Genomic DNA, 21,063 nt, shown 5'->3' with positions numbered 1-21,063 from the left:
CTAACAGCTTTCTATCTCGTTTATCTGGTCAAATGCGGGGATGAGACACATTGGACAGGTACATCTGTCTCATTGCGATCGCAATGAGACAGATGTACCTGTCCAATGTGTCTCATCCCCGTCGATCTCAACTAATCCTTAGTCCTCGATGGTGATGTACTCAATCGTGGGCATGTTGTCGGGGTTGTTGATTGCTCCGCCCTGGCCCGTGGCATACTTGAGATAGGTGTTCACGATTGCATCCACCGTCTGCATGCCGGCATCGTCAACCATGCCGAACGCGGCGTACTGGCCATCAAGGCTGAGCGAGACGTTCTCGCTTGTGGCAAGCGTGATGAAGAAGGTGGTCTTGGCGCTGTTGTAGACGCCGGTACGTGCCATGGCGACCGTGCCGCGCTTGAACTCGTCGGCGAAGCTGTTGTCGACATCGTTTTCGTAGAACTCGCCAATGATGGGAGGCAGCGCAGGGTCATTGCCCGAGGCGCTATTGCCCTTCGTGCCACCCTGCAGGCAAAAGCCCTCGACGATGCGGTAGAACTTGAGACCATCGTAGTATCCGTCCTCGGCGAGGCTGCAGAAGTTCGCGACCGTGACCGGTGCCGAATCGGCATACAGCTCGATAGTGAACGGGTCGAAGCCCTCGACCTTGACGACGGCATGATGCGTGCCTGTGGCGTATTTGCCCGATGCCTTCGTGGTCACGGTATTGGGATCGACGCTCTTTGACGAGGACGAGGACGAGCCGCACGCAGCAAGCGTGCAGCAGATCAGGGCGCTGAGCCCGATGATTGCAAAAGCGCGGGCGAACTTCTTCATGTCATACCTCAATCAATCATGGTTATCGATGCGATGCGCGGATACTTGGTCTCGTCGATAATCCTGCCGTTGTCATCGACGATGATGCGGAAATCCTCATCGGCCGCGGTGGTGCGTTTGGCGATCTCTTCGATGACCTCGTAGTTCTCGACAATCTTGGCAAAGCCGGCATACTTGCCGTCGAGGAAGGAGAGGTCGCTCATGAAGATGATGAGGCTCGATGCGTCGCTTTGCTGCCCGTCGACCGCGCGGTTCATGGCGATGACACCGCGTTTGAGCGAGTTGGAGTTCTTGATTTCGGATTCCTCGTACTCACCCGTGATGAGATAGTTGTTGTCCTGCTGCGTATTGCCAACGCGCAGGTACATCTCGTTCAGAATCCAGTAGACGGGCTTGCCATTGTAGAAACCGCTATCGACGAGACGGCAGAACTTCTCGGCCGTGACAGGTGCGGAGTGCGAATAGACCTCGATGGAAAGCGGCGAGGACTCGTAGCCCTCGAAGACGAGCTCGGCATGATGGATGCCACTAGAGTAGTCGATCTCCTCGACGGGAGCATGCACGAGCACCTCGTCTGAGTCCGACTTCTGCGTATCGGTCTGCACAGACGTCGATGATGCGCATCCGGCAAGGAGCACGCAGGCGAGCATGGTGCAGGACAAGACGATGCACGCGATGGGGATGTACAGCAGGCGTTTCATAGACGAGTCATTCTACTACAAGCGCAGGTACGCGAACTAGTAGACCATTCCCATCGCCTCGTTCACCTCGCCAAGCGTCGCATTGGCGATCTCGTTCGCCTTGCGATTGCCCTCATGCAACACGTCCTTGACGTAATCGAGGTCACGCGCAAGCTCCTCGCGGCGCGCGCGTATGGGAGCGAAGTAGTCATTGACCGCCTCGGTGACAAACGCCTTGAGCGCGCCGCCTCCTCCATCGCCAATCTCAGCGGCGATGTCCATCTCGGTGCGACCCGAGCACAGCGCGGCGGTGGTAAGCAGCGCGGAGACGCCGGGTCGATTCTCGCGGTCGAAGGTGATGTTGCGATCGGGATCCGTCGGGGACTTCTTGATGATCTTGGCCGTCTCGTCTGCCGTCATGCACAATGAGATGCCGTTCTTGTAGCTCTTGGACATCTTGCGACCGTCCAGGCCGGGAACCTCGATGACATCCGAGAGGACGCCCTCGGGCTCGGGAAAGACCGGGGCGTAGCGCTCGTTGAAGCGGCGGGCGATGGTGCGCGTGAGCTCGATGTGCGGCAGCTGGTCCTTGCCGACGGGCACGACATTGCCCTTGCAGAAGAGAATGTCGCAGGCCTGGTGGACCGGGTATGTCAAAAGCAGGCCGGTGAGCGCATGGCCCGATGCCTCCTGCTCGGCCTTGACGGTTGGATTGCGCTCGAGCTCGGACTCGCTCACGAGCGAGAGGAAAGGCAGCATGAGCTGATTGAGCGCGGGAACTGCGGAGTGCGTGAAGATCATCGTCTTGGCTGGGTCGATGCCGCAGGCAAGGTAGTCAATGACGATGTTATAGACGTTATCGGCGATATTATCCGTCGTGTCGCGATCGGTAATGACCTGATAATCTGCAATGACGATGTTGGTGTGTATGCCGCGGTTCTGCAGATCGACACGCCCCTTGAGCGTCCCGAAGTAATGCCCGAGGTGCAACCTGCCCGTAGGGCGGTCACCCGTGAGCATACAGTACTTGCTGGGATTGACGTCAAAGTCCGCGCGAATCGCATCGCTTTTGCGCTTTGCCGCCTCGAAGCTGCCTTCATTTGGCATGTTGGAGCTGCCTTTCTCTCGAAAATGTCTGCAAGATGGTACACCATCTGAAAAAACGTACGGCTAGTAATTGCCCAAATCCTCGGGATGGATACCGTAGGATTCGAGTTCGGCAAACCCCGGACGCGTCCTGAACACGAAGCTATCGACATTGCGCACGATGAGGTGATTCACCTCATCAGGCCCCATCGCAAGCCAATTCGCGAGAAACCCCCTGATAACGCCACCATGTACGATGACGGCCGTACGGCCTTCCAGGCACTCGAGCTCCTCACTCGCCTCTCGGATGCGTGCGAGAAAATCGTCGAAGCTCTCCCCTCCCTGCGCGGGTGGCCACGTAGCCGCACGCGGTCCCCAAGGGAAGGGCAAGTCGTGCTCGATGACATCATCGAAGGTCATGCCCTCGATGGGGCCAAAATCGAACTCGATGAGACGTTCGTCAACGCGCAGCTCGACGTCAAGCTCGCGTGCTGCCGGCTCGGCAATCATCATCCTGCAACGTTTGAGGGGCGAGCATATGATGCGGTCAGGACGCCAGGCGACGAGCCCCTCGACGGCGCGGCGTGATTGTTCCTCACCGAGTGCGGTCACGCCCTCGTCTCTTCTCCCGAGAAAGAAACCCTGGGAGTTCGCGTGCGTCTGGGCATGCCGCATGAGCAAGACCCGTGGCATCTCATCCTTGACTCCCGTCGCAAGCGGGTTCGGGGTCGTATCGTCTTCGTGCTTCGTCATAACCAGCTTCTCCCTGTCTAAAGGCCCGCAGCCTCGCGCAAGCTCGCAACCTCGTCATCACGCAAGAGACGCCAGGCGCCCTCCTCGACATCGACGAGCTCAAGTGGGCCGAAGCTACTCCGGTGCAAGTCGAGCACCGGATGATGCACGGCCGAACACATGCGCTTGACCTGACGCTTTCTGCCCTCGTGAATGACGAGCTCGATATCGGAACTGCCATCGGGGCGTTCGGCAACGATGCGAACCCGCGCCGGCGCCGTGAGACCGTCGTCGAGCATGATGCCATCACGAAGTGCCTGGATCTCCTCTGCGCTGGGAACGCCATCCACATGTGCCTGATACGTCTTGTCGACATGGTGCTTGGGATGCAGGAGATGCTGGCCCATGTCGCCATCGGTCGTGAACAGGAGCAAGCCCGTCGTGTCCTTATCGAGCCTGCCAACGGGATAGAGGCCAGGATATAGATCACGCGGCACGAGCTGCGCGACGCAGGGACGTCCCTGCGGATCGTCCATGGTCGTCAGATAGCCCTTGGGCTTGTAGAGCATGAGGTAGACGGAATCGTCTTCGAGGTGCACCTCACGGCCGTCGACACAGACAGTGTCGACCTTGGGGTCGACTTTACTCCCGAGTTCGGTCACGACCCGGCCGTTCACGCTCACGCGCCCGGCGGTCATGAGATCCTCCGAGCCACGCCGGCTCACAACGCCCGCACGGGCGAGGAACTTCTGCAGGCGCATGGGAAACGGTTGTTCGGGCGTTGCATCCGTCATGATTACCCGACCAACTCGATATCGTCATCATCAGGCTCGTCCTCATCGGGTTCCTCGTCATCGTCATCGATATAGACGTATGCTTCCTCTTCCTCAGGATCAGCCGTGTCGATGAGGTCGTCTTCATCAGTTGCGTACTCATCGACTAGCTCGTCATCGTCCATGTCATCGGCATCGTCTTCGTCAGATTCGACTTCGTCATCATCTCCGAAGTACGCGTCGAGGATACCGTCAACGTCCTCGATATCGACACCAAGGTAGTCGTCAACCTTCTCGGTCATGGATTGGGCGATGACATCGGCAACGCCCTCGGCATCGTCAACGCGTGCCTCATCACCCGCATCGACCTCCTCGACGCGCGCGGCAGCGGCATCGAGCGCAGCAGCCGCCTCAGCTTGCAGCAACTCGATTGGCTCGTCCTCGCCGGAAAGCTCGAGTTGCATGTCATCGGTTTTGTCCACACCGCTCAAGCGCTCGCGAATCTGCTCACGGCTTGCGTCGTCCGGCGCAAAATCCTCAAGAGGTGGCAGGTCTTTCACGCTCTTGAGGCCGAATCGCTCGAGGAAGGTGCGCGTCGTGCCGTAGAGGATGGATCCTCCCGGCTTATCGCGGCCCATCTCGCGCACGAGGCCCTTCTCGACAAGCGAGGAAACGACGCTCTCCGAATTCACGCCTCGTATGGCGTTGACCGTCGCACGCGTTACGGGTTGATGATAGGCAATGACCGCAAGCGCCTCGAGAGCGGCCTGCGACATGCGATGCGTGTCCCAGGAGACAACGTAGCGCTCGATGGCCTCGTGATAGGCGGGATGCGTGTAGAAACGCCAACCGCCCGCGACCTCACGCAACTGTATGCCGCGGTTCTCGTCCATGTACTCGGCGGCGAGCGCGACCAGCGCCTCGTCGACCTGCACGGGGCTCACGTCGAGAATCTCCGAGAGACGCGCGGCGCTCACGGGCTCGTCCGATACGAAAAGCAGTGCCTCGGCAGCGCTCATCAAGTCCGCATATCGCTCGTCACGTGCCATGATTACTCCTCATCTTGCATGTCTTCATTTGGTGCATCCTGCACGTCCTCGTCATCAAGCTGCTCGAGAGACGGGTCTTCCGGCATGCCCCAATCGGGCACGGAGAAATCGGTGATCTCCGGTGCATCGGCATCGATATCGAGCTGTATCTCGGCAAAGGCCGCATCCTGGCAAATCCTGATGACGCCGCGCTTGTAAAGTTCGAGTATTGCCAGAAAGGTAACGACGACGAGCTCGGGCGTGGGGGTGTCCCCGACGAGCTGACTGAAGGTACAGCTCTCGCGGCGGCGCATCGAGCGATAGATGCCCTCGACGTGTTTTTCCATCGAAATGGGCACAGCGGCGATGTGCTCGGCCTCGAGCAGGAACGTGTCACGTCGTGCGGCGATGTCAGCGCAGATAACCGCGAGTCCGTGAAGCGTCGTGCCCTTGAGGTAATCCGGCATGAGACCGAGGAACTGCTCCTCGAGACTTGCCTGCCGGGGGTGCATCTTTGCCTCGTTTTCCATGCGCATGCCTAGGGCAGCGGCGGCATTCTTGAATTGCTTGTAGACGACGAGACGTTCGACCAGGATGTCACGCGTCTGCTCCGGCGTCAGATCCGCGAACTCATCATCGAGTTCGATCTGCTCGATGCCGTCCTTGGGAAGAAGCGAAGATGCCTTGATTTGCAGCAGAGTTGCCGCCACGACAAGAAAATCGCTCGCGATATCGAGGTCAAGGTCCTTCATGCGCTCGACTTCCGCAAGATATTGGTCAGTGATGTCCGCAATCGAAATGGCGCCGATATCGATCTTCTGGCGTGACACGAGCGTGAGCAGGAGGTCAAAAGGCCCCTGATAGGCATCTATGCGAACGCGATATGACACGTTTGGGCTCCCGTTTATCGAACATGCGCTTGGTTCGCTATTCTAGCGCAGGAACATGTCAATCGGGCGGATGCACCTTGCGTTTGTCTGCTTTTAGCGCGTCGATGACATCCGAACAGCCGATGGCACAAGGGCAACGGAAGCGTCGGGTACAAGCTGGAGCACCACGATATCCTCGAACCACTCAGGAGTGACGTCGAGCGTAGCGCCCTCTTCGAACTCGAGCTTCTGGGCCTTGGGCATCACGATGTAGGCAATGCCCGCATCATCATCGCAAGTGCGGCCGTTCGCATCGAAGATGTTATCCCCCACCGTATCGTCGCTCGCGAGCAAAAGCTCTCTCTGCGATATCGCACCCTCCTCGAGCGCATTGCGTAGCTGGCGTTCGAGGATGTAGGCACAGTTGAGACGCTCGTTTTCGAGATAGACGTCCATGAGGTTGTTGAAGGAGGAGTTCTCGTCATCGACCACGACGAGAACTTGCTCGCCATCGGGCAAGGCGTAGACGAACTCGTTCACGGCACAGGTCTCGGCAGCTTCCTCTGCATCGATACGATAGACGGAGTCGTTGTACTGGTAGGCACCGACATTGGCCGCTATCATGGCGAGCGCGATGAGCACGGGAACGCCGATTGCGACTTTGGGATGATGTCTCGAGGCAATCGCCCACATACCAAAGACAAGGTAGATACAGACAAGCGCCTTGGCAAGCCAGATGCCGGGATTTATCTCGAGGAACGCGCCGTGGTAGATGTCCTTGGCGCCCGAGCTAACGGACGGGTCAACGTTCGGGTCGATGGGAAGAGGCGACAGGTGTTCTCCGAGCAGACGCAGGGGATGGAACTGCGCATTGTCGAAACCCTGCGAGTAATCGCCATTTCCTAGCATGAAGACAACGAGCAGACACATGCCCAACGTCATCGCGATGGCCGCGGCAAAGGCGAAGGGGGTGCGCATGATGGCGGTGCCATCGCCGCGCAGCAGCTGCTTGATGGTCAGGAAGAGCAGCGGTAGGAAAATCGGGGCGACGTAGCGCACGTGCGGACGAATGCCGACATGCCCGAGATCCTCGCGTATGGATATCGTGTAGACGACGATGAGGAGGATGAAGACGAAGGCGAGCAGGCAGAAGAGGTACAGGTCACGTTCCCGCCTCGTCAAGCGTGGCCAGGTAAGAGCAGGCAGGGCGAGCGGGAAGAACGCGAATGCGATGACGAAATGCGTCGCATCGCTTGCCAGCGCGTAGATGGCAAAGAGCAGCGCGTAGGGATTGAGCAGCACCGACGGATCGGTCTGGTTATACGAGTTGAGAAGCCCCGAGAAGAGCGTGAACTTGAGGATGATGAAGGGAATGAGGAAACCGACTACGAAGCAAGCAAGGGAGAGGCAGGCGCGAAGCCAGGCTTGCCCTCGCACCCGACCCACGACTCGCGCGATGCCGCTGCGGACAGCGGCCTGCGGACGACCGCAGGCTTGCCCTCGCACCCGACCCGCGCTTCGCGCGATGCTGCTGCGGAACTCGCGCGCCTCAGGCGCGCTCAGACAGTCCTCGCAAGACCGCATCGCGCTCATCGCGGATCTGCTCGAGATGCCTGCGGTCGTCCGCAGGCCGTCGTCCGCTTGCGCTCTTCCGTCATCTTTCGCGCGGCATATTCGCACGATCATCACCACTATGGAGGCAAGGGCAAAGCCAAGGGCCACTTCCTTGGCAAGGTAAGTGACATAGCACAGTAGTCCCGCGCCGGCGCACCAGGCATACCCCGCCCTTCCCCGTGCCTCGAAGGCGCGCAGGCAGCAGGCGATGAGCCATAACGCAAGCGGCAGGTAAATGCACTCGCTCAAGAACGTCATCGAATAGCACATGTCGGGCATGATCAAGGCGAAGAGCAGGCAGATGATGACCGGCGCCTTGCCGGTGAAGAGTCTGCGGGCAAGCAGAAGCGCCGGAAAGACGGCCGAGGAGACGTAGATACTGTTGAGTAGCGCGATGAGACGCACGCGCAACAGGGGATCATCTGCCAGAAACGCGGGCGAGAGTGCAAGCGGATAGAGAATCTTCTGGAAGCTCGAGAAACCACCACGCTCGATAAGCTGTCCTTCGTTGAAGAGACTCGCGGCGAGATTAAGGTAGCGAATCTCATCGGGGAGCACGCCGATGCACTTCGGAAAGTCCGCAAGGCAAAAACGCACGACACTCGACAGCACGAAGAGCCCCGCAGCGACGAGAACGAGAACGCGGATGTCGTGATTGTCACGTGTCACGAGACGTCCCTCCCCCTTCGCTCTCACTAGATGGGCAACAGGAAGCGAGAAATCGCGCCGGCAGTCACATCAAGGTAGATGCCGAAAATGTCCACGTGGAGGAAATACGGCAGCACGAGGATGATGAGCAGGAAGAAGAACATGGAGTATTGCTGGACCTTGTAGTACGTGCGCAGCGCCTTGTCGCTCAGGAACGCCGCGATAATCGAGCTGCCATCAAGCGGTGGAATCGGGATGAGGTTGAAGAACGCGAGGCAGAGATTGATTGTGCAGAAGTAGGTGCCGAAGTACCAGATGTAGAAGCCAACGGCGGCGGGAATGGCGGGCATCTGGTAGAGGTAGATGCCACCCCAGGCTATCGCGGCTCCCACGAGACTCAGCATGAGGTTCGTGACGGGCCCCACGAGTCCGACGATGAGTTCGCCCTTGCGAATGTTCTTGAAGTAGCGCGGATTGTAGGGGACGGGCTTCGCGTAGCCGAAGAGCATGCCGCCTCCGCCACCGAGCACCGACATCGCAATGAGGCAAGCGGGCAAGATGACCGTACCGAAGGGGTCAATATGCTTGAGCGGGTTGAGCGAGAGACGCCCGGCGTTCTTGGCGGTCGGATCGCCGAGCTTGTATGCGGCGTAACCGTGCGCGACCTCGTGCAAGACGAGCGCCGGGATGAAGGCCGCGACCATGATGACGACCTCGATGACTTGCGTCAGCATCGCGTTGCTCATGCGTCCTCCCCCATCTGCTTGAGCTCGAGCTCGATGGTGGCGGAAAGATCGAGCCATTCCGCCTCGTTGGCCGTCATGCGTGCCTTGAGCTCGCTGTATTCGGTCATTGCCGCCTCAAAGCGCTCCTGGTCTGCATAGAGGGCCTCATCGGCCATGAGCGTGACGAGTTCCTCGTGGCGTGCGTCATCTATTTCCATTTGCTTCTCAAGCTCGGCAACGCGCTTGCGCTCGTCCTTGAGCTTGCGGTACACGCGATTACGCGCCTCGGCCTCGGCGCGCTTTTGCTCTTTGGTCTTGGGAGCGGAACCCTTGGAGCTCACCGCAACCGTGCGGCGCGGCTTCTGATGCTCGCGTGGCTCGGGCTTGGCATCCATGGTCTTGTCACGCGCCGACAGCTTGAGGTTGCTCGTCTGCTCGGACGCATCGATAGCGTTGCCGTAAGCGTCAACTTGTCCTGACTTGTAGAGGAAGTAATCGTAATCGCCAGGGTAGTCGGTCACTACACCGCCATCGATGTAGATGATGCGATTGGCGAAGGAGCGAATGAGATGCCGGTCATGACTGATGAGAACGATGGTTCCATCGAAGCTCTGCAAGGCTTGCTCGAGTATGTCGACGCTCGAGATGTCCAGATGGTTGGTGGGCTCGTCGAGGCAAAGCAAGGGTGCAGGGGAAACGAGCATCTTGGCAAGTGCGAGACGTGCCTTCTCGCCACCAGAGAGCACGCTCACCTTCTTGTCGACGTCATCGCCTTTGAAGAGAAAGGCGCCGAGCAGCGAACGCACCTGCGTCTGCGTCCATCCTGGCGCCGCATGATCGAGCTCGGCGAAGACGGTGTTGCGCAGATTGAGCTCCTCGAGCTGATGCTGGGCAAAGTACGAGAGCTCGACATGAGCACCATAGGTGATTGAACCGGCATCATGACCAAGCTCACAGGCAATCATCTTGAGCAGCGTCGACTTGCCCGATCCGTTGGGACCAACGAGCGCGATCTTTTCGCCGCGCCAAATATCGAGATTGAGATTCTCGTAGACATGCTTCTCGCCGAAGGACTTCGAGACCCCCTCGATATGCACGACGTTGTCACCGGTACGCGCGGGCTGCGGAAAGACGAATCGCACCTTTTTCTTTTCCTCGGGAATCTCGATTCGCTCGATGCGCTCGAGTTTCTTGACGCGGTCTTGCACCTGTTTGGCCTTCGTCGCCTTGTACCGAAACTTCTCGACGAAAGCCTCCATGTGCGCAATCTCGCGGTCCTGGGCCTCCTTCATCGCAACCAAGCGGGCAAGTGCCTCATCGCGTTGGACGAGATAGGCATCGTAATTGCCCGTGTAGATGCTGACCTTGCCATTGGAGATATCAGCCACGTGGTCGACCATGCCATTCATGAAGGCGCGGTCATGGCTTACGACGAGTACGGCGCCACGATAGGTCTTGAGGAAGTTCTCGAGCCAGCGCACGCTCTCGAGGTCGAGGTGATTGGTGGGCTCGTCAAGCAGCAGAATCTCCGGTGCCCTCAAGAGGAGCTTGGAAAGTGCAATGCGCATCTGCCAGCCACCGGAGAACTCATCGGTCGAGCGCTCCATATCCTCTTCATGAAAGCCCAGGCCAAAGAGCACACGTCGTGCCTGGGACTCGATGTTGTAACCGTCCTTGGCCTCGAAGCGCGTGCGCAGGCGACCGTACTCCGCGAGAAGGTCATCGGCGCGCGATTCATCTGCGCTCTCCATCTCGCGCTCAAGAGCCTCGAGGCGCTTTCCGAGCTCTGCGACATCGGCGACACTCGTCATGACTTCCTCGAGGACGCTGCGTCCCTCCATTTCGATGGATTCCTGCTCGAGGTATCCTGGATGAGCATCGCGCGCAAAGACGACCTGGCCGGAATCGGCGGACTCAAGGCCAGCGATGATGTTCATGAGCGTCGTCTTGCCTGCCCCGTTAGGACCGACGAGGGCATAGCGATCGCGCTCGTTGATGCGAAACGAGACATTCGAGAAGAGAACGCGTGTACCGAATGACTTGGTGACCTTGTCGACATTGAGAATCATGGTGGTCTATTCTACGCGAGTTCTGGCAATAAAAGGCCAGAATAGACGCCTTTAGATGCATGCGTCTCGAAAGTCCCATAATTTCTGGAGCTCTCCAAGATCTATTCTGCGTAGCTTGAGAGAGCAGTCAATCTCGCATGCAAGCCGCTTGGCCTGAACGAGCTGCTCCGAATCGAGTCCGTAACGCCGCCCTATATCATCTAGACGCTGTGAAAGGGGAATTCTTTCACCGCCTTTACTCACAAGCATGTCCGCGATATTCAGCACAAGTAACTCGTCCGAATAATAGGGGGCACAGGGCATGCCATGCCAGCGTACCTCGCGCCAATAGGAGTAACCCGCTTCTTTCAATACGGCTGATCCAGCTATGGGATGATCCAGAGGGTCATCGACAAAGCCATAGCCGCAATCATGAACAAGGCCGAGCAAAAACATCTGCTGGCAACGCGTCTTGTTCCAACCGAAGACATCGCTGGCAAGTCGGGCAGCTAACCGCCCAACTTCACGGCTATGGATAAGGCGATTGTCATCAATACCAAGAGATGTGGAATCATGGCTACCCAATCGACCAGTTATTTCTTGAAGAGATGAGGCAATATGCCAAGAGCAGCCCGAACGGCTATGGGCGTGTATGGCTCGTCATTGATTTCCTCATAGTTTTTGCGCCTCTCCGCGTCCCTGCGACGTGCTTCTTCTTTCCTCAGCCGCTTTTCTTCTTGTTTACGTTGCTCCTCTAATCGTGCTTCTTGCTGTCGCTGAAGCTCAGCCGTTCGCCTGTCGCGGTCTTCTTGAAGCCTACGCTGCGATTCTTCCATAGCCTGCGCATTGACGCGAGCAACGTACTCGGGGTCGGCTTGATAACGAGCGCACAAATCAGGAGTTAAAGTGAATTTGCACCCATAAGCGCCACCAATGTAATGTATACAGTTTCTACAACTTGCGCTCATCATTCTTCCTTCCGTAAACCGAGTAATTTGATGCACGCCCTGATTTCGCATAACCCTCTCGAGTACCGTAGCGAAATGAAGCCCTTCTCATCATGGATGCATCCCATAGACCCTAGAACCATGTCTTGCCTTCGATGAGATAGGCCTCCTTGAATTGCTCTGGGCTTCTAGTCAGATACTTGATTCCCTCAACGATACCGATAACAGAAGTGATAAGCGGCCCTACAAGAACGATTGCGCCTAGCGTCGTAATCACAATAGTTATGATTCCTGCTGCGTTATGTCCGAGGTAGAACTTCTGAGCGCCGATCCATCCGAAGAATATGGCAAGAAAGCCTGCCACCCATTTGCTCTTATTCAAGTTCGTATTGGGACTGGGCTGCTTTGGGGCCTCGCTTCTTTTTTCTTGCCACTCCTGGAATGCCTCAAAGGCATCAGAGAAATCTTCGGCCGTATAATACTCTGGGCTCTTGGTCTTCCATTCTTCTGATCTTTGAGGACTATCATACGTTTCATACGATGAACTATCCTGATAAGAAGAATTTGAAGTATGTGGGCTTTCTTGGTATGTGGATTCAGGTGAAGGGCTGGGTGCAGCATTGCCATGCGCATTCGAAGACCCTTCCCGCTTCATAGCAAGAAAGGATTCCATCACCACATAATCGGTACCTGTATCAAATCCTTTAGAATCGGCAAAACCATAAAGAATCAAAAGTGGTTCATCGGCATCATTAAAAAGCGCGTCGAAACGTACAGCGGATTCCATAAAGAGCTTTGAATTAATCGTACCGTTGCTCGAGCGTTTCTCCAGATTCTTTAAAATGTCTTCCTTCGCATACAGATCAAGATAGTTATCGTATTTCGCGCGATTTATCTCGTTCACAAAGACATCAGCTGCAAGATGCTTGAGATTCTCTATCTCGGCACCACTCTCGAATTCCCCTTCAAGGCTATTCAATCGCGATTGGAGTATGGCGTACGGAAGGCTCTTCGCAGAAACCTCGTCCCCGTTGCCGATAAGAGCGTAGAGGTTCGACATTCCCAGTTTGCCGAGGGATTTGTTTATCTGCACATATTCCATATCTACAGATTCGAACATCTTTTGGAACGAGCTGTATCTATCCTTTGCCTCTGCCGCCGAATAGCCATTTTGCTCATCTTCCCCAGCGACATGTGCTCCCGCAGCCTCTATGCCCAAGGTGATGATCTCGGTTGCGCGGGCTTCTGTCGCTTCCTTATCGGGGCCATCCAGAAACTTGTACACAGGCAACGAATAATCCGTCTTCACTTTGCTAATGACGGCCTTCTTGATATTGACTATCTGATCTTGGGGAACACTGCTCCCAAAGACCGATGTCTCATCGGCAATGATTCCATAGACAATCTTCTTCGCCTCAGTGGCTTGAGACGATGGATTATTCAGAACCGCTACGGCATCGGCATAGGAGGAAGATAGCGCCTCGTTGAGCTCCTTGTACGCCATCTTCCCCTTCGTGAACTGCCGGGAGACCTTGCTAGTCAGTTCCTGTACTGCCTTTTCAGCCTCATCCTTAGACATTGGTTTCGGATTAACGAAATCCAAGTTGAAGGCCAAAATCCAATTCATCTTTAAGGTCCTCTTTGTCTTTCCTAACGAATCGCAACAATAAGTATGATTAATCTATGCTCGCCAAAAGGGCGTTTCGCTTTACCTCCTCGATGCTTCCAGCATCGAGGCCAGTGGTCACTTGCACGTCAAAGTCGCAAGTTGTTCCCGTTTGAGCATCAACCGCGGTAATCGAGAGCAGACCCTCCTCGTTCAAGGAAAAGGTCACGCGTATCGCATAGCCCTGGGGCTTTGGGCCACCCAGGTCAAAGGTCTGCCTCTTGATGGGCTCGGCATCAGTTTGGTAGATGTCGTCGGTCGTGTCACTCTCGAAAATCTCAAGCTCAACATTTGGTTGACCTTCAAAGGCGGTGGCAAACGTATCCTCTGCGACAAATACGTGAGTGTCCGTGGGAATAGGCTGATTCTTCTTTATGAGATTCGATATACCCTGCAGGGTCTTCAATCCGTAGCTCTTGGATGTTGCGTAGGCTATGACGTTTTGCGTGCCGCCAAGCTGTAGCTTCCTGACGATATTGTCCTCGGCAATCTCCTTTTTCTCCATGCCGGAAACAGCAGTAGGGTTGTTTGCCTCACTATCGATTACGGTAGACGCCGCATCCAATGCGCAAAGGGCAGCGCCGCGTGCGACGGCCTCATCCGGATCTGCAAGCTCAATGGGAATATCCGGATAAATTTCGCGAAGAGCGTTTTCCACCTGTGGCATGCGGGTAGACCCGCCCACAAGCAAGATCTTGCCAACATTGGCGCCAATCTTCGCCGCCTCATTGATGCACCGCTGTGTCGTATCTATCGTACGCTGAAGGAGATGCTCGGTGATTCGCTCGAATTCGTCACGGGTCAATTCGCATTTGAACGGTGTCTCGGTCATGCGAAGACGAACATTGTATGAATTCTTCTGGGTCAGCGCCTGCTTCGCTGCTTCAGCTTGGGATTGAAACTCCTCTTCGGCTTCCTCCTCGAATTCGTCTTCAAAGCCGGTTTCTTCGCGGTACTTCTCCTGGAGATAGTCAACGATAGCCGCATCCCAATCCTTACCGCCGAGCGTATCATCACCGTCGGTCCACTTCACCGCAAGGGTGTTCCCATTGTCGGATGTCTTTATTTCGATGACGTTGACATCAAAGGTGCCACCACCAAGGTCATAGACCAGAACCACGGAATCCTCTTTTGCCTTTGTCGTCCCGTAGTACACCGCAGCGGCAACAGGCTCCTGGATTATCTGGAGAACGTTAAGGCCTGCAATCTCTCCAGCTGCCCTTGTGGCGTTGCGCTCGGAATCACCAAAATATGCAGGCACGGTTATGACAACGTCTTTCACCTCAAGACCCGTGTCAACACTTGCATCCTGCGCAAGCTTACGAAGAATATAGCTCGACACCTCTTCAGGAGATTTCTTTTCGCCATTGATGAAGGTAGCTTGATCGGTGCGCCCCATAAGGCGCTTGACAAACGTGACGACTTTTTCGGGATTGAATATGGCATCTGACTTGGCGTCCTCGCCAACAATTACATTGCCGGCATCCTCAAACTCAACAACAGACGGTGTCGTTGTCTTGCCCGTATCACGATTTTTTGCCACTTGGACATTGCCGTTTTCATCGATGTAGGCAATGCACGAATACGTCGTCCCCAAATCGATTCCAAATACTGATGACGCCATGGTTTTCCTCTCTATCTCCTCTTATCGAATCCGAAGAACGTTGTCAGGTTTTCTGAAGACCATCACTCGTTTTGCGCCAGCGACTGTTCGTCCGAATACACATTTACGACAGTGCGTGCTTTTTCGAGTACCGTATTCTTGAAGATATAAGCATCGCTTGATACCACGCTCACCGTCTTGTTTTTCTCCGGTTCCACAACCTTGTTCTGACCTGATATCTTCATGTAGTTAGATTCGAAGAGGTCCCCCCTTTTCGAATGAGCGGATTTCAACACCGCTATCTTCGATAACATCGTTCACATCGTCATATGCGAATTCGAATTCATCGAGCGGAATCGAATCGGCTCCAGAGGCCTGAGTCTTCAATATCGCCCTTTTCATGTATGCATGGGTTTTAACGAGCGGTCTGAGAACGGAAGCCAGGATGCTCGCATATAAGTCTGCCTTGTATTCCTGAATTTCTTCACTTTGCTTCTTGAGAGTCTCTAGCTCATACTCGCTGCGATCAATTTTGGCAGCAAACATGCCTTCTAGCTTATTTAGCATCTCGATAATCTGCTCGGTGGCGCCATCCCATGAGCTTTGGTCATCGTTCTTGTCTTCGGGAATACTTTCGTTTGAATCGGATATCGATTCAAACGGGCGTGTATTGATGTCATCGGTGGATAATTCAGCCGCCGCCTCGTTCTTCTGTTCGAGATCAACTCCCGAATATGCGATGCTTTGATCTTCAAATTCTGCCGAAAATGACTCTTCGGAAGAAGCCTCGTCATCTGTTGACAAGATATTGTCTTCTGGGATAGCAAACTCTGCATTGACCATGTGCTAGTTGCCTTCAATAATAATCAAGAAACATATCCTTGAAAGGCTACCCCCCCCCCCACGTATTTTGTCAAGATGGGGAAACGTGGAGGGGTCCCAGAATCCTCCGCAACCTATTTCAAGATTAGGGCTATGTTTCAAAAAGTGTGTCCGAATAAGACCCGTTACCCCAGTTGAACACAAGCAAATCAGGTCCTTGAGTTGGAATCGCCCAACTCGAAGGTGTTTCAAAAAGTGTGTCCGCTTTCCTCTTGACGTGCCTGTTCAGGCAAGCTTTCCGAAGGGAAAAGTTGCCTAGTGGACAGGATGACGCCTTGAGTAGCCCGAGATGCGACGTTTGCGGAAGCGAGATGAAGGGGAACGGATACACGAAGGCAGGGACCAAGCGCTGGCGGTGCAAGTCGTGCGGTGCCTCCAAGACGAGAAGGATTGACAACGCCGCCAAGCTGCTCCGGGCCTTCCTTGCCTGGATCCTCTCCAAGAGGTCGATCGCCGATCTCGGATACAGCAGGTCGACCTTCTGGCGAAAGTGCGCCGGGTTCTGGGAGCTTTGGCCCATCGCCCCTTTCACCGGCGAGGGTCTTCGACACGGTCTTTCTCGACGGCATCTGGTTTTCCCACGACGCCGTCGTGCTCGTCGCGCGCTCCAAGGAGCACGTGATCGCATGGCACCTGGCGCAAAGGGAGTGCTCGAGCTCCTGGGCGGCGCTGATGATGAGGATACCCGCTCCGATGCTGGTGGTGTCGGACGGATCCACCGGGCTCGCGAAGGCGGCGCGCACCGTATGGCCCGGCACCAGGATACAGCGCTGCGTCGTGCATGCCGCGCGCCAGGTCAAGCGCTACACGACCAAGAGTCCCAAGCTCGAGTGCGGCCGCGAGCTCCTGGGCATCGCGAACCGCCTGACGAGGGCCAAAGACGAGGACGCGATGAGGGAGTGGCTCGTCGACTACGCGCAGTGGTGCTCCGATTGGAGCGAGTTCCTGAAGGAGTTCACGGTGAAAGACGGCAGGAGGGTCTACACGCACGAGAGGCTGCGGCGGGCCAGGGGAAGCCTCAACCGCCTGGTGAAGGAAGGGACGCTTTTCACATTCATCGAGATGCAAAGGGAGCGCGGCGGGCGCTGGGATTCCACCAACAACCCGATCGAGAGCCTGAACGCGCAACTGAGGGAGATGCTCAGGCTGCATCGGGGATTGCCGCTGCTGCACCGCGTGAAGGCCGTCATGTGGTGGTGCTACATGCACACCGAAGAGCCCGAGAGCCCGGCGGAGATCCTGCGCCGCATGCCGAGGGACGAAGACGTCGACGGGCTTTTCGCAACCGTCTCGGGCGAGGGCCGGCATTCGGATGGAAGCCCGGAGAGGTATGGGAAGGCCATCGACTGGAACGAGTTTCACATGCCGACGAGGTACCGTCAGTGATGTCCCGCCGGACACACTTTTTGAAACATAGCCCTCATGTGGTGGTGCTACATGCACACCGAAGAGCCCGAGAGCCCGGCGGAGATCCTGCGCCGCATGCCGAGGGACGAAGACGTCGACGGGCTTTTCGCAACCGTCTCGGGCGAGGGCCGGCATTCGGATGGAAGCCCGGAGAGGTATGGGAAGGCCATCGACTGGAACGAGTTTCACATGCCGACGAGGTACCGTCAGTGATGTCCCGCCGGACACACTTTTTGAAACATAGCCCCAAGATTATTATCTATCGCATGACTAAGACGGAGGACCATAGGTTGCCTACCTATGGTCCTTTGGTTTCATGGTGGGCGTAACAGGGTTCGAACCTGTGGCCCCTTCCGTGTGAAGGAAGTGCGCTCCCGCTGCGCTATACGCCCGTATAAGCAGGGCCGCGAAAAGGCGGCCCTGGAAAATGCTGGCTCCCCGGGTAGGATTCGAACCTACAACAACTCGGTTAACAGCCGAGGGCTCTGCCGTTGAGCTACCGAGGAATACCGCGCACATGCGCAAGTCGAGATTATAGACGAAACGTGACGGTACGCAAGAAGAAAGTTGGCAAACGCGTCAAATGCGGTCTGATATGCGCCTTGTCTACCGCAAATACGGATTGAGGCTGCGCTCGGCGCCCATGGTCGATGCGCCCTCATGTCCTGGATACACGATGACGTCATCGGGGATGTCCGCGAACTTGGTCGAAAGCGTCTCGATCATCTGCTCCATGGAGCCGTGATCGAAATCCGTGCGCCCGAAACGGCCGCCCGAAAACAGCGTATCGCCAGAGAAGAGAACGCCGTCCTCCGCACAGTACAGGCAAATGGAACCTTCGGAATGCCCCGGCGTCTCGATGACCGTGAAGACCTTGGAGCCAACCGTGAGCTCATCACCCTCGTGCAAGCGCCAATCGACGTGCGGTGCCCCATAGCCGCGATCAAGATCGTGCCCTTCCTGACGAGCAACGCCATCGACAAGCACCGCATCCGCCGCTGACATGGCAACGGGAGCCCCGCTAATATGGGCAAGGCCCGAGAGAGCGCCGATGTGATCCCAGTGGGCATGCGTAACGACAATCTCCTTGACAGGACGCGCGTGAATATCCGCATTGATAATCGTGAGATCGTCACCCGGATCAATGACGAGGAGCTCCCCATCGTCCTCGATGATGTAGCAGTTGGTCTGGATGGGACCGACCTTGCATGTCTCGATGTTCATGACACTCCCTATCCCTATGCGTTCTTGGGCACGGTGTCTTTCTGCTTGCCCGGCAGCACGCGGGACGCACCGAAGACACCGTCGATTTTCTTGGTATCGGACAGAATGCGGTTGACGATGGCGAGGTCGGAGACTTCGAACACGAAGCGCATCTCGACAATGTCGTCTTTGTGCGTCGTCGTCGTACACGACACGATATTGACGCCGGAATCGGCGAGGAACATGACGATATCTTGCAGCAGGCGCAGCCTGTCGATGGCCTCGATGTAAATCTCGACCTGATAGACGGCCTCGGTCTCGCCCTCCCAGGCGACCTCGATGATGCGCTCGGGATTGCGACGCAGGTCATCCGCATTGGGGCAATCGGAGCGATGCACCGAGACGCCGCGTCCGCGCGTAATGAAGCCGATGATGTCATCACCGGGAAGCGGATTGCAGCAATGCGAAAGACGGACGTAGACGTCATCGAGCCCCTTGACGACGACGCCTGTCTTGTTGTGCGTGGACTTCTTGCTCTTGCGCTTGCCCTCGCCGCGTGGCGTTACCTCGGGAAGGACGATGTGCTCCGTTGCCGACTCTGTCGCTGCGATGGCCCCGGCACCCGCTGCCTTGTTTATGATGCGCACCGCCCGGTGCATGACCTGCTTGGGCGAGAGATTACCGGCACCAACCGCGACGTACATCTCGTCGGCGTTCTTGAAGTTGAGCGCCTCGGCGACTTCGGCGAAGGCCGGCGTCATCTTGGCACTCGAAAGCGTGACGCCGTTCTTACGCGCCTCACGCACGATGTAGTCGCGTCCACGCTCAAGATCGTCGTTGCGTGTGATCTTGGCGAAGTACGCCCTGATCTTGGAGCGAGCGCGCGGGGTGTTGACAATGGACAGCCAGTCGCGTGAGGGCGAGGCGTTCTTGTGCGTGAGGATCTCGACGCGATCGCCCATCTGCAAGGTATACGTGAGCGGAACGATCGAACCATTGACCTTCGCGCCGACGCAGTGGTTTCCGACCTCCGTATGAATGGCATAGGCGAAGTCGAGCGGCGTGGAGCGTGCGCGCAGGCTGATGACCTCGCCCTTGGGGGTGAAGCAGAAGACCTCGCTCTCGAAGAGGTCGACCTTGAGCGACTCCATGAACTCCTGCGGATCGCTCGTCTCTTGCTGCCAATCGAGCATCTCGCGCAACCAGGTGAGCTTCTCGTCGAAGCTGCGCGCCGCGCGGTCCTTCGTGGCACCTTCCTTGTAGCGCCAGTGCGCCGCAACGCCGTACTCGTTCATGCGGTGCATTTCCTCGGTGCGAATCTGAATCTCGAGGGGACGCGCCGCCGGGCCAATGACCGTCGTGTGCAGCGATTGGTACATGTTGAACTTGGGCATCGCGATGTAGTCCTTGAAGCGCCCCGGGATGGGATGCCATAGGTTGTGAACGGCGCCCAAACTCGAATAGCACTCGGGGATGGAATCGACGATGATGCGCAAACCGATGAGGTCGTAAATCTCCGAAAAGCCCTTTTCCTTCTTCTTCATCTTCTGGTAGATGGAGTACAAGTGCTTGGGACGGCCGTATATCTTCGCATCTGCGAGGCCCACGCGGTCGAGCTCCTCGCGCAGTGCCTCCATGGCCTGGGCGAGGTATTTCTCGCGTGCCTCGCGCGTCTCGTTGACCATCTTCTGGACCTGCTGGTATTTGGCAGGCTCGAGATAGAAGAACGAAAGGTCCTCGAGCTCCCATTTGATCGAGCCCATGCCGAGGCGATTGGCGAGCGGCGCGTATATCTCCATGGTCTCGCGCGCCTTGAAGAGGCGGCGATCCTCACGCAACGCCATGAGCGTGCGCATGTTATGAAGCCTGTCGGCGAGCTTGATGACGATGACGCGGATGTCGTTGCTCATCGCCATGAGCATCTTGCGTAGGTTGTTGACCTGCGCGTGGCTGAGGGACTCGATCTCGAGGCTGTTGATCTTGGTGACGCCGTCCACGAGCTCTGCGACCGTATCGCCAAACTTCTTGCGTATGTCGTCAAGGGTGTACTCGGTATCCTCGACCGTGTCATGCAAGACCGCGGCGCGCAAGGTGTCGCTGTCCATGCGCAAATCGGAGAGTATGATGGCAACCTCGACCGGATGCATGATGAAAGGCTCGCCGGATTTGCGGAACTGGCCCTCGTGAGCATCCTTGGCAAAGAGGTATGCTTCCTCGATTGCCTCGCAATCCTCATCGGACAGATATACGGACGCATTCTCGATGAGTACATCGATGCGATCGGTTGCCGGCTCATCTTGCGCCTGTGTCACTATGCTCTTCTGGTCGCTCACGTG

The 21,063-nt window shown here is 56.6% G+C and carries 18 protein-coding genes, 2 tRNA genes and 1 pseudogene; 2 read left to right on the top strand and 19 right to left on the bottom strand.

Annotation, left to right across the window (positions count from 1 at the left end; translation table 11 throughout):
* Positions 1–138: 138 nt before the first annotated feature.
* The 15 genes and pseudogenes from OIM11_05035 to OIM11_04965 all read right to left on the bottom strand — a co-directional run bounded on the left by OIM11_05035 (position 139) and on the right by OIM11_04965 (position 16,078).
* Positions 139–816, bottom strand: coding sequence for a peptidylprolyl isomerase (locus tag OIM11_05035; GenBank protein ID HJJ00493.1), 678 nt, complete (start codon positions 814–816; stop codon positions 139–141).
* A gap of 8 nt (positions 817–824) precedes the next feature.
* Positions 825–1,517 (bottom strand): peptidylprolyl isomerase, encoded by a 693-nt coding sequence (locus tag OIM11_05030; protein ID HJJ00492.1) that lies wholly within the window; start codon positions 1,515–1,517, stop codon positions 825–827.
* Positions 1,518–1,553: 36 nt separating this feature from the next.
* Entirely contained in the window at positions 1,554–2,603 is a 1,050-nt protein-coding gene (trpS, locus tag OIM11_05025) for a tryptophan--tRNA ligase (protein ID HJJ00491.1), read from the bottom strand.
* Between the two features lie 63 nt (positions 2,604–2,666).
* Positions 2,667–3,335: a histidine phosphatase family protein gene (locus OIM11_05020; protein HJJ00490.1), complete on the bottom strand. Its 669-nt coding sequence runs from the start codon at positions 3,333–3,335 to the stop codon at positions 2,667–2,669.
* 17 nt (positions 3,336–3,352) lie between these two features.
* Positions 3,353–4,108, bottom strand: a complete 756-nt coding sequence (locus tag OIM11_05015) for an rRNA pseudouridine synthase (protein ID HJJ00489.1) — start codon at positions 4,106–4,108, stop codon at positions 3,353–3,355.
* A 443-nt stretch (positions 4,109–4,551) separates the two neighbouring features.
* Positions 4,552–5,136: pseudogene (gene scpB / locus OIM11_05010) on the bottom strand (SMC-Scp complex subunit ScpB).
* Positions 5,137–5,138: 2 nt separating this feature from the next.
* Positions 5,139–6,005: a segregation/condensation protein A gene (locus tag OIM11_05005; protein HJJ00488.1), complete on the bottom strand. Its 867-nt coding sequence runs from the start codon at positions 6,003–6,005 to the stop codon at positions 5,139–5,141.
* 93 nt (positions 6,006–6,098) lie between these two features.
* Positions 6,099–8,267, bottom strand: coding sequence for a hypothetical protein (locus tag OIM11_05000; protein HJJ00487.1), 2,169 nt, complete (start codon positions 8,265–8,267; stop codon positions 6,099–6,101).
* Positions 8,268–8,293: 26 nt separating this feature from the next.
* The gene (locus tag OIM11_04995) at positions 8,294–8,992 is read right to left on the bottom strand and encodes a site-2 protease family protein (GenBank protein ID HJJ00486.1); all 699 of its coding nucleotides are present in this window, start codon (positions 8,990–8,992) and stop codon (positions 8,294–8,296) included.
* Positions 8,989–11,040, bottom strand: coding sequence for an ABC-F family ATP-binding cassette domain-containing protein (locus OIM11_04990; protein HJJ00485.1), 2,052 nt, complete (start codon positions 11,038–11,040; stop codon positions 8,989–8,991). Before OIM11_04990 ends, OIM11_04995 begins: the two co-directional genes overlap by 4 nt.
* Positions 11,041–11,091: 51 nt before the next feature.
* Entirely contained in the window at positions 11,092–11,604 is a 513-nt protein-coding gene (locus OIM11_04985) for an HD domain-containing protein (protein ID HJJ00484.1), read from the bottom strand.
* A gap of 8 nt (positions 11,605–11,612) precedes the next feature.
* Entirely contained in the window at positions 11,613–11,855 is a 243-nt protein-coding gene (locus OIM11_04980) for a hypothetical protein (GenBank protein ID HJJ00483.1), read from the bottom strand.
* Positions 11,856–12,099: 244 nt separating this feature from the next.
* Complete coding sequence (locus OIM11_04975) at positions 12,100–13,593, bottom strand: TM2 domain-containing protein (protein HJJ00482.1); 1,494 nt, start codon at positions 13,591–13,593, stop codon at positions 12,100–12,102.
* A 49-nt stretch (positions 13,594–13,642) separates the two neighbouring features.
* Complete coding sequence (locus tag OIM11_04970) at positions 13,643–15,256, bottom strand: Hsp70 family protein (protein ID HJJ00481.1); 1,614 nt, start codon at positions 15,254–15,256, stop codon at positions 13,643–13,645.
* Positions 15,257–15,484: 228 nt separating this feature from the next.
* Positions 15,485–16,078, bottom strand: a complete 594-nt coding sequence (locus tag OIM11_04965; protein HJJ00480.1) for a hypothetical protein — start codon at positions 16,076–16,078, stop codon at positions 15,485–15,487.
* A 408-nt stretch (positions 16,079–16,486) separates the two neighbouring features.
* Between OIM11_04965 and OIM11_04960 the strand changes: the two genes are divergently transcribed.
* Positions 16,487–17,503 (top strand): IS1249 family transposase, encoded by a 1,017-nt coding sequence (locus OIM11_04960; protein HJJ00479.1) that lies wholly within the window; start codon positions 16,487–16,489, stop codon positions 17,501–17,503.
* 51 nt (positions 17,504–17,554) lie between these two features.
* Positions 17,555–17,737, top strand: coding sequence for a hypothetical protein (locus OIM11_04955; GenBank protein HJJ00478.1), 183 nt, complete (start codon positions 17,555–17,557; stop codon positions 17,735–17,737).
* A gap of 104 nt (positions 17,738–17,841) precedes the next feature.
* Here the strand turns inward: OIM11_04955 and OIM11_04950 are convergent.
* From OIM11_04950 to OIM11_04935, 4 genes are all read right to left on the bottom strand, one after another.
* A tRNA-Val gene (locus OIM11_04950) sits at positions 17,842–17,916 on the bottom strand.
* 39 nt (positions 17,917–17,955) lie between these two features.
* Positions 17,956–18,030 (bottom strand) — tRNA-Asn (locus OIM11_04945).
* A 100-nt stretch (positions 18,031–18,130) separates the two neighbouring features.
* A complete protein-coding gene (locus OIM11_04940) occupies positions 18,131–18,748 on the bottom strand; it encodes an MBL fold metallo-hydrolase (protein ID HJJ00477.1) in 618 nt (205 codons plus the stop codon).
* A 14-nt stretch (positions 18,749–18,762) separates the two neighbouring features.
* Positions 18,763–21,060, bottom strand: a complete 2,298-nt coding sequence (locus OIM11_04935) for a bifunctional (p)ppGpp synthetase/guanosine-3',5'-bis(diphosphate) 3'-pyrophosphohydrolase (GenBank protein HJJ00476.1) — start codon at positions 21,058–21,060, stop codon at positions 18,763–18,765.
* Positions 21,061–21,063: the final 3 nt, after the last annotated feature.

This window comes from Coriobacteriaceae bacterium (assembly GCA_025992705.1).
Classification (GTDB): Bacteria; Actinomycetota; Coriobacteriia; order Coriobacteriales; family QAMH01; genus QAMH01.
This window is presented reverse-complemented; position numbering and strand designations above follow the sequence as displayed.